This window comes from Kitasatospora sp. NPDC034533, from assembly GCF_055575155.1.
In genome coordinates this window covers 1-12,847 of sequence record NZ_JBVITE010000110.1, presented here as the reverse complement: position 1 = coordinate 12,847, position 12,847 = coordinate 1, and the positions used below count along the sequence as shown (strand labels likewise).

Genomic DNA, 12,847 nt, shown 5'->3' with positions numbered 1-12,847 from the left:
CGAGGGAGTCCAGATCAGGCGTCACAACCGATCTTTGGACTCCCTCGCTTCATGTCATGCGCGCAGGCGAGCCCTTGGCATCAGTCATCTAGCCGCCCAGCACGCGGCGCAGGTAGTCGTTGCCGAACACCCGCTGCGGGTCGACCTCGTCGCGCAGCGCGGTGAAGTCGCCGAAGTGCGGGTAGACGCCGGCCAGGTACTCGGCGTCGCGGGTGTGCAGCTTGCCCCAGTGGGGGCGGCCCTGATGGGCGGTCATCAGCTGCTCGACGCCGGTGAAGTAGCCCTGGTCGGCGGTGCCCCGGTAGAGGTGGACGGCGATGTAGGCGCTGTCCCGGCCGGAGGCGGTGGAGAGCCAGAGGTCGTCGGCGGGGGCGAAGCGCACCTCGACCGGGAAGCTGATCTTCCAGTCGGACCGTTCGACCAGGGCCTTCAGCTCGCGCAGCACCTCGCCGACGGCGGCGCGCGGCACCGCGTACTCCATCTCCACGAAGCGGACCTTGCGCGGGCTGGTGAACACCTTGTAGGCGGTGTCGGTGAAGCTGCGCTCGGACCAGGCCCGGCTGGCCAGCGAGGCGATCGAGGGGATCGAGGCCGGGAAGCGCCGGCCCACCCGGCAGGCGCCCTCCCAGACGGTGTTGGAGAGGAAGTCGTCCTCCAGCCACTCCTTGAACCGGGGCAGCGGGGCCGCCGGGCCCTGGCTGCGGTTGTTGCGCTTGGTGGAGCAGCGGTCGGTGTGCGGGAACCAGTAGAACTCGAAGTGCTCGTTGACGGCGGTGAGGTCGTCCAGGCGCTCCAGCACCTCGTCGAAGCCCATCGGCTGCTCGTGCGCGGTGAGCAGGAAGGCCGGCTCGACGCCGAAGGTGAGGGCGGTGATCACGCCGAGGGCACCGAGGCCGAGCCGGGCGCCCTGGAAGAGCCGGGGGTTCTCGGTGGGGGAGCAGCGCCGGACGGTGCCGTCGGCGAGGACGATCTCCAGCCCGCGGATCTGGGCGGCCAGTGATCCGGAGTCGCGGCCGGTGCCGTGGGTACCGGTGCTGGTGGCGCCGGCCACGGTCTGGACCTCGATGTCGCCCATGTTGGTCAGCGAGAGGCCCGCGGCGGCGAGGACCCGGTTGAGCCGGTGCAGCGGGAGGCCGGACTCGACGGTGATGGTGCCGGCCTCGCGGTCGATCTCGCGGACGGCGGTGAGCGCGTGCGGGCGGATCTGGACGCCGTCGCCCGCGGAGGCGATCGAGGTGAAGGAGTGGCCGGAGCCGACGGCCTTGACGGTGCGGCCCTGTTCGGCGGCCCGCAGGATCTCCTTGGCCAGTTCCTCCACGGTGCCGGGGGCGGCGGCCCGGGCGGGCCGGGCGCTCTGGTTGCCGGCCCAGTTGGTCCAGCGGGCGGGGGTCGCGGTACTGGCCTGGGGCATTGCGCTGCCTCCTGCTCCGTGGCCGAACTGGTCGGCGCGGTCCGGGGCGGCGCGCCGCCCTACCCACGGGTAGGCCCGCAGGTAGGGCGAGAGATTAGTCAGTTCACCGTTCGACGTCTACGGGCAGTTCGACCTCGTGGCCCGCCGCGGTGGCCGGCGTGCCGGCCGCCAGCCCGGCGCGCAGCCGGCCGAGGCCGGCGAGGGCGGCGACGACTCCGAGCAGGCCGGCCGCCAGCGGCACCCAGTAGCCCGCGGCGGCGCCGGAGGCGTCGACCACCCAGCCGCCCGCCGAGGAGCCGGCCGCGACGCCGAGGGCCAGGCCGGTGGTGGTCCAGGTCATGCCCTCGGTCAGCTGGGCGGCCGGGACGAGCCGTTCGACCAGCGCCATCGCGGTGATCAGGGTGGGGGAGATGGCGATGCCCGCGACCAGCAGCGCGGCGCCGACCGCGACCAGCCCGCCGGCGCCGTGCACCGCGTGGGCGACCAGCAGCAGCGGCACCATGCTGATCGCCATGAACAGCACGCCGCCGAGGAAGCGCACGGCCATCGAGCCGGAGAGCTTGAGGGTGCCGAACACCACTCCGGCCAGGCAGGAGCCGAGCGCCCACAGCGCGAGGATCACGCTGGAGACCGACTTGTGGCCCTGGTCCTCGGCGAAGGCGACGGTGACCACCTCGACCGAGCCGAAGATCGCGCCGGTGGCGACGAAGGTCAGGATCAGCACCTGGAGGCCGCGGTTGAGGATGACCGAGCGGCCCTGGTGCCGGGCGGCCGGGTGGACCGGCGGTTCGGTGGAGCGCTGCCCGGCGAACAGCAGGACGCCGACGGTGAGGAAGACCGCGGAGAGCAGCAGTCCGGCCTCGGGGAAGACGGAGGTGGCCAGGCCGATGGAGAGGATCGGGCCGACGATGAAGCAGACCTCGTCGACCACGGCCTCGAAGGAGTACGCGGTGTGCAGCTTGCCGCTGTCGTCGCGGTAGAGGTGGGCCCAGCGGGCGCGGACCATCGCGCCGGTGCTCGGCATCACGCCCATCCCGGCGGCGAAGACGAACAGCGTCCAGTCCGGGGCCTCCAGCCGGGCGCAGAGCAGCAGGCCGGTGGCCGAGACGATGGTGAGCGCCATGGCAGGGAGGATGATCCTGCGCTGGCCGTGCCGGTCGACCAGTCGGGAGACCTGCGGGCCGAGGATCGCGGCGGAGACCGCGAGGCAGGCCGAGACCAGGCCGGCCACCCCGTAGGAGCCTCTGAGCTGGGAGAGCATGGTCACGATGCCGATCCCGGTCATGGAGATCGGCAGTCGGGAGACGAAGCCGGTGGAGGAGAAGGCCAGAGTGCCGGGGGAGGCGAAGATCTGGCGGTAGCTGGACAGCACGGGAGCTCCGGGCAGGCAGGGGTAAGGAACAAGGCTGGCAAACACAGCTTACGGACGTTGGCAAACGGTATTTTCCGGACTACCGCGCGGCCCCGGCGACGGCGCCCGGCCCCTCAGTGGCAGGATCGGTGGCATGTCCGACGCGCGCAAACCCGCCCCCTCCGGCGCCGCCCCGTACGACGCCCTGCTGCTGCTCTCCTTCGGCGGGCCCGAGGGCCCCGAGGAGGTCGTCCCGTTCCTGGAGAACGTCACCCGCGGCCGCGGCATCCCCAAGGAGCGGCTGAAGGAAGTGGGCAAGCACTACTTCATGTTCGGCGGGGTCAGCCCGATCAACGAGCAGAACCGGGAACTGCTCGCCGCGCTGCGCGAGGACTTCGCCGGGCACGGGCTGGACCTGCCGGTCTACTGGGGCAACCGGAACTGGGCGCCCTACCTCGTGGACACCCTGCGGGAGCTGGCGGCCGACGGCCACCGCCGGATCGCCGTGCTCGCCACCAGCGCCTACGCCGGCTACTCGGGCTGCCGCCAGTACCGGGAGAACCTGGCCGACGCGCTGGCCACCCTCGCCGAGGAGGGCGTGCCCGCCCTGCGGGTCGACAAGCTGCGGCACTTCTACAACCACCCGGGCTTCGTCGAGCCGATGATCGACGCCACCCTGGCCGCCCTGGCGGAACTGCCCGAGGCCGTCCGCCCCGGCGCCCGGCTGGCGTTCACCACCCACTCCATCCCGGACGCCATGGCCGAGACCTCCGGTGCCCCGGACGACCCGGCCCGCGGCCGGCCCGGCGGCGCGTACGTCGCCGAGCACCTGGACGTGGCCAGGCTGATCGCCGCCGCCGTGGCCGAGCGCACCGGCGTGGCCGACCGGCCCTGGGAGCTGGTGTACCAGAGCCGCAGCGGGGCGCCCCACGTCCCGTGGCTGGAACCCGACATCTGCGACCACCTGGAGGCCCAGCACGCCGACGGCGCGCCTGCCGTGGTGATGGTCCCGATCGGCTTCGTCTCCGACCACATGGAGGTCAAGTACGACCTCGACACCGAGGCCGTCGCCAAGGCCGCCGAACTCGGCCTGCCGGTGGCCCGGGCCGCCACCGTCGGGGCCGACCCCCGGTTCACCGCCGCCGTGCGCGAACTCGTCCTGGAACGGGCCGCCACCGAGCGGGGCGAGAGCGTGGCCCGCTGCGCCCTCGGCGCCCTCGGTCCCAGCCACGACGTGTGCGCCGTGGCCTGCTGTCCCAACCCGCGGGGCCCGCGCCCCGCCGTCGCCGAGGAGAGCCATGTCTGACCCCGCCCTGCCCGACGACGGGCTCCTCGACGAGCTGCTGGAGGTCGCCCTGGACGCGGCCCGGCAGGCCGGCGCCCTGCTGCGCGACGGCCGCCCCGCCGACCTCGGCGTGGCCGGCACCAAGAGCAGCCCGGTCGACGTGGTCACCGAGATGGACCTCGCCTCCGAGAAGCTCGTCCTGGAGCTGATCACCGGCCGCCGCCCGAACGACGGCTACCTCGGCGAGGAGGGCGCCGAGCGGCCCGGCACCAGCGGGGTCCGCTGGGTCGTGGACCCGCTCGACGGCACGGTCAACTACCTTTACGGGCTGCCCTCCTGGGCGGTCAGCGTGGCCGCCGAGGTGGACGGCCGGGCGGTCGTCGGCGTGGTGTACGCGCCGGCCCGCGGCGAGCTGTTCCACGCCGTCCTCGGTCGCGGCGCCCGCCTGGACGGCCGCCCGCTCTCGGCCCGTCCGGCCCCGCCCTGGGGCCAGGCGCTGATCGCCACCGGCTTCAACTACGTCCAGGCGGTGCGGGTGCGGCAGGCCGAGGTGCTGCTGGCGCTGATGCCGCAGGTGCGGGACATCCGCCGGGGCGGGGCGGCCGCGGTGGACCTGTGCGACGTCGCCGCCGGGCGGCTGGACGGCTACTACGAGCGCGGCCTCGCCCCCTGGGACCGGGCGGCGGGGTGCCTGATCGCCGCCGAGGCCGGCGCCCTGGTCGGTGGCCGCCCCGGACAGGGGCCGGCCGCCGAACTGACCGTGGCCGCCGCCCCGGGGGTGTACGAGCCGCTCCAGGAACGGCTGGCCGCGCTGCGCGCCTGGGCGGACTGACCGCTTCCGGGCGGCCTCCCCGTGAGGACCGCCGCCGGGGGCGTCTGCGCTGAGGCGTCCCCGTGGGGCCGTCCCGCACCTCTCCGAAGAGGGGCGGGACGGCCCGGGGATGCGAAGAGCCCTGACACACGGGGGATGCCAGGGCCTGGGTTTCGCACGGCCCCCGCAGGGCCGCTGGTGCCGGTGGTCCGGCGACTGGTCGGATGCGCCGGACGGATCAGGCGGCGGTGCGGTGGCGCTCCAGCACCGTGTCCACGCCGTGTTCGGCGGCGAGCCGGCGGAGGTCGTCCAGCTCGGACTGCTCCACCTCGGCGAGGAACTCGTCCCCGGCCTCGATCGCGCGGTGCAGATCCTGCTCGGCATTGGCTATGCGCTGCAGGATTCCGGCCTTGAAGGCGTCCATACGGGCCCCCTTACTGTGTCGGACGTGCACGGTCGTGCGCTCTCCGCCCCGGGGAGGTCCAGCCGGTGGAAGCACGCCGACCGGCAGGTGGTGGATCGCCGGACGAGTGCGGAGACGACCTTCGGCCGCTCCCGGTGATGTCCCAAAGCCCCAGGGCCGGCGCGGATGAACGCACGGCGGGTGGGTGCGACCGGCCGTCAGCCAGATCGCGGGTGTGCAGCTGTCCTCCCCACCCCGGAGGCCCGGAAACCTCCCGGCGGAAGAAAGTTGCCTGTGTCACAGTCCAAGCGGAGTGATGCGGGTGCGAACGAGTGCCGCCCCGGGGTCCGCGACCGTGCCCGACAGGCAGCTTATCGCTGCTTTACCGCCGGACCAGGCAGGATGGAGGCACCGTCGGAGCCGTGCGTCCGCTTCCGGGGCCGGCCTGGAGAAGGGACAACGACCGTGCGGGTTCTCGTCGTCGAGGACGAGCAGCTGCTTGCCGAGGCCGTCGCGACCGGCCTGCGCCGCGAGGCGATGGCCGTCGACGTGGTGTACGACGGGGAGGCCGCGCTCCAGCGCATCGCGGTCAACGACTACGACGTCGTCGTCCTGGACCGCGATCTTCCGCTGGTGCACGGGGACGACGTCTGCCGCAAGGTGGTCGAGCAGGGCCTGGCGACCCGGGTGATCATGCTGACCGCCTCCGGCGACATCAGCGACCGGGTCGAGGGCCTGGAGATCGGCGCGGACGACTACCTTCCGAAGCCGTTCGCCTTCAGTGAACTCGTCGCCCGGGTAAGGGCGCTGGGCCGCCGGGCGACCATCCCGCTGCCCCCGGTGCTGGAACGGGCCGGCATCTCGCTCGACCCCGGCCGCCGCGAGGTGATCCGCGACGGGCGCACCGTCCAGCTCGCCCCCAAGGAGTTCGCCGTCCTGGAGGTGCTGATGCGGGCCGGCGGCGCGGTCGTCTCCGCCGAACAGCTCCTGGAGAAGGCCTGGGACGAGCACACCGACCCGTTCACCAACGTCGTGCGCGTCACCGTGATGACGCTGCGCCGCAAGCTCGGCGACCCGCCGGTGATCGTCACCGTGCCGGGCTCCGGCTACCGGATCTGACCACCGGAGTCCGCCCCGGCGGACTCCCCGTCGACGAGGACCCGCCCCCGAGGGCTCCCCGTTGTGAAGCGCCCGCCCCGGCGGACGCCCCGAGAGGACCATCATGACCACCCCGCCCCCGGTCGGCGGGCCCTCCGGCGCGCCCGCCGGCGGCCCGCGTGCCGTACCCCCCAGACCCGCGCACCCCCCGCGCCCGCCCAAGCTCCAGCAGCACCGCAGGGACACCTACGTCCCCGGCGACGGCATGCTCGCCTGGCTGCCCTTCCGCCCCACCATCCGGATGCGCCTCACCCTGCTCTACGGCGGGATGTTCCTGATGGCCGGCGTCGTGCTGCTGCTGCTGATGTACGTGTTCTTCCAGGACGCCGTCTCCTACCTGGCCCCGCGCACGTTCAACTTCAACGGCGACTTCGTCCGGGTCGTCGGCGCCAACGGCACCAGCGTCGACATGGACAGCAGGCAGTTCAACGACGCGCAGACCGCCTACTACCTGGCGCGCTCCGACTCCGCGCTGAACACGCTGCTGCGCAAGTCGCTCACCATGCTGGTCTGCCTCGCGATCATCGCCTTCGCGGCCGGCTACGCCCTGGCCGGCCGGGTGCTGCGCCCGCTCGGCCGGATCACCCGCACCGCCCGCGACGTCGCCTCCTCCGACCTCCACCGCCGGATCGAGCTGGACGGCCCGGACGACGAGCTCAAGGAACTCGCCGACACCTTCGACGGCATGCTGGACCGGCTGGACCGGTCCTTCGACTCCCAGCGCCGCTTCGTCGCCAACGCCTCGCACGAGCTGCGCACCCCGCTGGCGATCAACCGCACCCTGCTGGAGGTCCAGCTCTCCGATCCGGCGGCTTCGCCGGACCTCCAGCAGCTGGGCAAGACCCTGCTGGCCACCAACGAGCGCAGCGAACAGCTCGTCGAGGGCCTGCTGCTGCTCGCCCGCAGCGAGAACGAGCTGACCGAGCGGCGCCCGGTGGAGCTGTCCGAGGTGGCCACCCGGGCGCTGGAGCAGACCCGGGCCGAGGCCGACAAGCGCGAGGTGGAGCTGCGCTCGAAGCTCGATCCGGCGGTGGCCGCCGGCAACGGCGTGCTGCTGGAGCGGCTGGCGCTCAACCTGCTGCAGAACGCCGTCCGCTACAACACCCCCGGCGGCTGGGTCGAGCTGGCCACCACCGCCGTGCCCGGCGGTGGCGAGCTGGTGGTCTCCAACACCGGCCCGGTGGTGCCGGGGTACGAACTGGAGCACATCTTCGAGCCGTTCCGCCGGATCAAGGGCGCCGACCGCACCCGCAGCGACAAGGGGGTCGGGCTCGGCCTGTCCATCGTCCGCTCGGTGGTGCGCGCCCACGGCGGCACCATCGAGGCCACGCCGCGCGCCGGCGGCGGACTCACCATGAGGGTCCGGATCCCCTCACCGTAAGGGTCGAACGCCCCTTCCGTAGGCGACCGTTTCCAGCCGCCCCCGCCAGGCCCGTCAAGACGACATAAGGCCTGGCGGGGGCGGCTTGTCATTTGCGGCCCGAGCAACTTACGGTGTCGTAACCTACGCAACCGTAGGTGAATCCCGCCGGCCGCCCCGCCGACGGGTCCGAACCACGTCGATCCCGTGCAGCGCGCCCGTCCCAGCGCGTCCCGTCCCCTCAGGAGCCAGACCGTGACCATCGCCCCTGTGCAGAGCAGCTCCTCGCTCGTCGCGAGCGGCTGGACCGACGCGCGGCTGATCCTCGCCCTCGAAGAGGTCGTGGAGAACGAGCTCAACCGCCACCTGGGCGTCGCCAAGGAGTGGATGCCGCACGAGTTCGTCCCGTGGAGCCAGGGCCGTGACTTCGACGGCGTGCTGGGCGGCGAGGCGTGGTCCCTGGAGCAGTCCCAGGTGACCGCGGTGGGCCGGGTGTCGCTGGTGGTGAACCTGCTGACCGAGGACAACCTGCCCAGCTACCACCACGAGATCGCGACGATGTTCGGCCGCGAGGGCGCCTGGGGCACCTGGGTCCACCGCTGGACGGCCGAGGAGGGGCGGCACGGCATAGCGATCCGCGACTACCTGCTCGCCACCCGGGCGGTCGACCCGGTGGAGCTGGAGCGGGCCCGGATGAGCCACATGTCGGAGGGCTTCGAGTCCGACAACGCGCACAGCATGCTGCACTCCGTCGCCTACGTGGCCTTCCAGGAGCTCGCCACCCGCATCGCGCACCGCAACACCGGCAAGTACGCCGGCGACCCGCTCTGCGAGCAGCTGCTGGCGAAGATCGCCAACGACGAGAACCTGCACATGGTCTTCTACCGGAACCTGCTGAAGGCCGCCCTGGAGATCGCCCCCGACCAGGCCATGCGGGCCGTCGCCGACGTGGTCACGAACTTCCGGATGCCCGGCCACGGAATCCCCGGTTTCGAGCGCGCCGCCGCGCAGATCGCCCTCGGCGGGGTGTACAACCTCCGCATCCACCACGACGACGTGCTCCAGCCGGTGCTGCGCCACCTCAAGGTGATGGAGCTCGGCGGCCTCGGCCCGGAGGGCCTGCTCGCGCAGAACGAGCTGGGTGTCTTCCTGGACGGACTGGACGGCCAGGCCCGGAAGTTCGAGGAGCGCCAGGCCGCCCTGCTGGCGCGCCGCGAGGCCCGGAAGAACGCCGGCTGAGGCGAGCCCCGGACGCCGGGCCGGGAGGAAGTCCGGAACACGGCCCGAGAGGTGGCCCGGGACACGGCCGAACGGCGGCCGGGGCGGGCCCGAACCCCGAGCGGGGCGCCCCGCTCCGCGTTCGGGCCCGCCCCGGCCGGCGACGGGCTGGGTGGATTTTCCGTGCTTTGCCCCGGAAGATTCCTAACGTGACCAAGCTCACACCGTGTCGCTCCCGGATTCCGGGCAACCCCGGAGAGTGACCGCTCGATCGCCGGTGCCGATTGCCGTCCGTGACCGGATTCCGCCCCCGGCCCGGTCTCAGGAATCGCTCAGAATCCCTGACCGGCAAGGGATTCGGCGAGTGCCCGTACCTGCCGTGCTCACTGTGCGTGTCCGGTTTCCCGGGGCTGTGGAGGGCCGACGATGGCCCAGCGTGAGGCCTTCCCCAGCCCCGGGGATCACCCCGATGGAGCCCGGGCTGAGTGTCGATTGAGTAACAGGGCTTGAAGTAAGGCAAAATCTCCGCCTCGGGTCGGGCACAAGACCGACCCCCCATGCGTTACGTGCGCTGGAGATACCGCACACACCGCACAACCCGGAGGGGGAGAGCGAAAAATGGCAACCGACTACGACACCCCACGCAAGACCGACGACGAGCTCAACGAGGACAGCATCGAGGAGCTCAAGGCCCGTCGGAACGACAAGGGCGGAAGCTCTGTCGACGTGGACGAGTTCGACGCCGCCGAGGGCATGGAGCTGCCCGGCGCCGACCTCTCGAACGAGGAACTCGCCGTCCGCGTGCTGCCGAAGCAGGCCGACGAGTTCACCTGCATGAGCTGCTTCCTGGTGCACCACCGCAGCCAGCTCTACAGCGAGAAGAACGGCAACCCGATCTGCCGGGACTGCGGCGCCTGAGCACCGCGGCGGACAGGGCCCGGTGCCCGCGGCTGCGCCCGCGGGACCGGCACACCGCTCCTTCCGGCCCCGGGCAGCGGGGCCGGACGGCAGACCCGGGAACCGTCCGACTGGACGGGCCCGGCAGGACGGAGTCGGCCGGCACACCGGTCAGGACGAAGTCGTAGGGACGGTCCCGCAACAGCGGAACCGTCCCTCTCCGTTTGTCCGGCCCGTCCGGCCGGCGTGTTCCTCGGCCCGGCCGGCTCGTGGCCGGCCGGCGCGCCTCAGGTGCGGGCGCCGCGCCGGGCGTCCTCCAGCGCCTCCGCCAGCTTCATCGGCGAGCGGGTCGACAGGTACAGGTACGGCGTCGGGTCGGCCGGGTCGGTCACCTCGATCCGCAGTGCCGTCGGGACGTAGCTGCGCAGCAGCATGAAGGCGCGCGGATCGGCCTTCGGGCCGCGCCAGGCCGCGGCCTCGGCGGGGCTCAGCGCCTGCGCCGCGCCGAGCGCGTCCACCGGGATCCGGGCCGGGCCGGCCACCAGCGAGCCCTGGACCACGCGGATGCGGGCCGAGCCGTAGCTGCTGATCGCGACCGCGCCGGCGGCGATGCCGACCACCAGCCCGATCAGCGCGGCCGGACCGCTGACCCGGATCAGGATCAGCGAGAGCGTGAGACCCACCGCGATCGGGAGCAGCCACCAGGACCGCGGCACCGTGAGGCGTTCGTCGTACATGCCCTCCATTGTGGTCGCCCCGACGCCCGGCCCCGGACGCCACCCCCACCGGAGGCCCCGCTACCCCTGGGTAGGCTGGCTCCCCGTGACCGGTACGACAACTCCCCACACCCCCACCGACCGGCCGGCGCCCACGACGCCGGTGACCCCGACCACCCCGCCGCCGGACGCCGTCCTGCCGGAGCGCCACCCCCAGGCGCCCGCCCCCGGCACCCGGCTCGGCTCCCACTACGAGCACTGCTTCGGCTGCGGCCCGCAGCACCCCGGCGGCCTGCGGATCGACGCCGTCGCCGGCGAGGGACTCGACGTCACCGCCGAGTTCGCCGTCCGGGACGCCCACCAGGGCGGCCCCGGCCTGGCCCACGGCGGCCTGCTGACGACCGCGATGGACGAGACCCTCGGCACGCTCAACTGGCTGCTGCACGTCCCGGCCGTGACCGGCCGGCTGGAGACCGACTTCCTCAGCCCGGTGCCCGTCGACTCGGTGCTGCACCTGCGCGCCTGGATCACCGGTGCGCACGGCCGCAAGATCTACAGCGCCGCCGAGGCGCGGATCGGCGGCCCGGAGGGACCGGTCGCCGTGCGCGCGCAGGCCCTCTTCATCCAGGTGAAGCTGGAACACTTCACCACGCACGGTCGCCCCGAGGACATCGAGAAGGTCCTCGACGACCCGGATCTGATGAAGCGCGCACGAGCCTTTGAGGTGAACCCTTGAGCGACACCCCCCGCCCGCAGCTGGACGTCCTGATCAAGCGCATCGACCCCGAGCTGCCGCTGCCCGCCTACGCGCAGCCCGGGGACGCCGGTGCCGATCTGCGCACCACCGTCGACGCCGAGCTGGCCCCCGGCGAGCGGGCCGTCCTGCCCACCGGAATCGCCATCGCCCTGCCGGACGGCTACGCGGCCTTCGTCCACCCCCGCTCCGGGCTGGCAGCTCGGTGCGGAGTTGCCCTCGTGAACGCCCCGGGGACGGTCGATGCCGGGTACCGTGGAGAGATCAAGGTGATCGTCGTCAATCTGGACCCGCGCGAGGGGGTCAGCTTCCGCCGAGGGGACCGAATCGCCCAGCTGGTGATCCAGCAGGTCGAGAAGGCCCGCTTCCACGAGGTGGAGGAGCTGCCTGGGTCGGCACGCGCCGAGGGTGGGTTCGGGTCGACCGGCGGCCACGCCGCGGTCTAGCATGCCCGCGGCCTCGCAGGAAGCCGAGCAGGTATACGCATCGGTCTTGGACCGGGAAGGACAGTGACCGTGTTCCGTCGTCGCCAGAAGAGCGAGGACGCTGTCGAGCAGCTCGCCGACGACGCCATCAGCGCCGACGAGACGGCCGATGACGTCGAAGGTTCCGCCGAGAGCGAGAACGTGTCCGAGCTGGACCCGGCCGACAGGGTCGGCCTGCCGCCGGCCCCCCGGCCGGACGGTCCGTGGGACCACACCGAGCTGGAGAACCCCGAGGAGGGACGAGTCGACCTCGGGGGTCTGCTGGTCCCCGGCGTCGAGGGCATGGAACTGCGGGTCGAGGTCGCCGGTGACGCGATCGTGGCCGCCACCCTCGTGCTCGGCAACAGCGCCATCCAGCTCCAGGCCTTCGCGGCCCCGAAGTCGGAGGGCATCTGGGGGGAGGTCCGGGAGGAGATCGCCAACGGCATCACCTCGCAGGGCGGCCTCATCGAGGAGGAGGAGGGCCCGCTCGGCTGGCACCTCCGCGCCCAGGTCCCCGTGCAGCTTCCGGACGGCACCCAGGGCGTGCAGCTGGTCCGGTTCGTCGGTTGCGACGGTCCGCGCTGGTTCCTGCGCGGTGTGATCTCCGGCCAGGCCGCGGTGCAGCCGGAGATGGCCGGAATCCTGGAGCAGGTCTTCCGCCAGACGGTCGTCGTGCGAGGCGAGTCCCCGATGGCTCCCCGCGACCCGATCGTGCTGAAGCTCCCCGAGGACGCCCAGATGGTCGCCGACGGTGGCGGGGCGGCCGCTGCCGGCGGCGAGGGCGACAGCCGCTTCGGCGGCGCCTCGCTCGACCCGTTCGCGCGCGGCCCGGAGATCACCGAGGTCCGCTGACCCGGCTCTGATCAGTGGCGATCGTCCCTGCCCGGTAGCCCGGGCAGGGACGATTTGCATGTGGCGGGCCGGTGCCCGTACAGTTCCGGAGTCGCCGCGGGAGACCGGGGCTGACAAAGCGGAAAGCAAATCCGATGAATGAAACTCCGGAAAACGGAGCGGAA

Annotated in this window: 13 protein-coding genes; 9 read left to right on the top strand and 4 right to left on the bottom strand. The window is 72.7% G+C overall.

Going from position 1 to position 12,847, the window contains the following annotated elements; genetic code table 11:
* Nucleotides 1-88 precede the first annotated feature (88 nt).
* Both ACZ55U_RS37680 and ACZ55U_RS37675 read right to left on the bottom strand, forming a co-directional pair.
* Entirely contained in the window at nt 89-1,411 is a 1,323-nt protein-coding gene (locus ACZ55U_RS37680) for a D-arabinono-1,4-lactone oxidase (RefSeq protein WP_465533907.1), read from the bottom strand.
* 103 nt (nt 1,412-1,514) lie between these two features.
* Nucleotides 1,515-2,783, bottom strand: a complete 1,269-nt coding sequence (locus tag ACZ55U_RS37675) for an MFS transporter (RefSeq protein ID WP_465533905.1) — start codon at nt 2,781-2,783, stop codon at nt 1,515-1,517.
* A gap of 133 nt (nt 2,784-2,916) precedes the next feature.
* On the opposite strand from ACZ55U_RS37675, the gene ACZ55U_RS37670 reads away from it, so the two are divergent.
* Together ACZ55U_RS37670 and ACZ55U_RS37665 are read left to right on the top strand one after the other, a co-directional pair.
* The gene (locus ACZ55U_RS37670; RefSeq protein WP_465533903.1) at nt 2,917-4,068 is read left to right on the top strand and encodes a ferrochelatase; all 1,152 of its coding nucleotides are present in this window, start codon (nt 2,917-2,919) and stop codon (nt 4,066-4,068) included.
* Entirely contained in the window at nt 4,061-4,879 is an 819-nt protein-coding gene (locus ACZ55U_RS37665; RefSeq protein WP_465533901.1) for an inositol monophosphatase family protein, read from the top strand. The genes ACZ55U_RS37670 and ACZ55U_RS37665 overlap by 8 nt, the downstream gene beginning before the upstream one ends.
* A 217-nt stretch (nt 4,880-5,096) precedes the next feature.
* Here ACZ55U_RS37665 and ACZ55U_RS37660 read toward each other — a convergent pair whose 3' ends face one another.
* Nucleotides 5,097-5,282, bottom strand: a complete 186-nt coding sequence (locus tag ACZ55U_RS37660; protein ID WP_030057688.1) for a hypothetical protein — start codon at nt 5,280-5,282, stop codon at nt 5,097-5,099.
* Nucleotides 5,283-5,726: 444 nt separating this feature from the next.
* Here ACZ55U_RS37660 and ACZ55U_RS37655 point away from each other — a divergent pair, with 444 nt between their 5' ends.
* The 4 genes from ACZ55U_RS37655 (at nt 5,727) to ACZ55U_RS37640 (ending at nt 9,915) form a co-directional block, all read left to right on the top strand.
* Nucleotides 5,727-6,380, top strand: a complete 654-nt coding sequence (locus ACZ55U_RS37655) for a response regulator transcription factor (RefSeq protein ID WP_030057689.1) — start codon at nt 5,727-5,729, stop codon at nt 6,378-6,380.
* Between the two features lie 103 nt (nt 6,381-6,483).
* Nucleotides 6,484-7,800 carry a sensor histidine kinase gene (locus ACZ55U_RS37650; protein ID WP_465533899.1) on the top strand — a complete coding sequence of 439 codons (1,317 nt, stop codon included), beginning with the start codon at nt 6,484-6,486 and terminating at the stop codon, nt 7,798-7,800.
* A gap of 234 nt (nt 7,801-8,034) precedes the next feature.
* Nucleotides 8,035-9,018 carry an acyl-ACP desaturase gene (locus tag ACZ55U_RS37645; RefSeq protein ID WP_465533897.1) on the top strand — a complete coding sequence of 328 codons (984 nt, stop codon included), beginning with the start codon at nt 8,035-8,037 and terminating at the stop codon, nt 9,016-9,018.
* Between the two features lie 597 nt (nt 9,019-9,615).
* Nucleotides 9,616-9,915, top strand: coding sequence for a DUF4193 domain-containing protein (locus tag ACZ55U_RS37640; RefSeq protein ID WP_030285479.1), 300 nt, complete (start codon nt 9,616-9,618; stop codon nt 9,913-9,915).
* Nucleotides 9,916-10,181: 266 nt separating this feature from the next.
* On the opposite strand, the gene ACZ55U_RS37635 is transcribed toward ACZ55U_RS37640, so the two are convergent.
* Nucleotides 10,182-10,631, bottom strand: coding sequence for a DUF3093 domain-containing protein (locus tag ACZ55U_RS37635; RefSeq protein ID WP_465533895.1), 450 nt, complete (start codon nt 10,629-10,631; stop codon nt 10,182-10,184).
* Nucleotides 10,632-10,716: 85 nt separating this feature from the next.
* Here ACZ55U_RS37635 and ACZ55U_RS37630 point away from each other — a divergent pair, with 85 nt between their 5' ends.
* The 3 genes from ACZ55U_RS37630 to ACZ55U_RS37620 all read left to right on the top strand — a co-directional run bounded on the left by ACZ55U_RS37630 (nt 10,717) and on the right by ACZ55U_RS37620 (nt 12,683).
* A complete protein-coding gene (locus ACZ55U_RS37630; RefSeq protein ID WP_465533893.1) occupies nt 10,717-11,346 on the top strand; it encodes a PaaI family thioesterase in 630 nt (209 codons plus the stop codon).
* The gene (gene dut, locus ACZ55U_RS37625; RefSeq protein ID WP_350629222.1) at nt 11,343-11,810 is read left to right on the top strand and encodes a dUTP diphosphatase; all 468 of its coding nucleotides are present in this window, start codon (nt 11,343-11,345) and stop codon (nt 11,808-11,810) included. Before ACZ55U_RS37630 ends, dut begins: the two co-directional genes overlap by 4 nt.
* Before the next feature lie 69 nt (nt 11,811-11,879).
* Nucleotides 11,880-12,683: a DUF3710 domain-containing protein gene (locus ACZ55U_RS37620; protein ID WP_465533891.1), complete on the top strand. Its 804-nt coding sequence runs from the start codon at nt 11,880-11,882 to the stop codon at nt 12,681-12,683.
* The last annotated feature ends 164 nt before the right edge of the window (nt 12,684-12,847 follow it).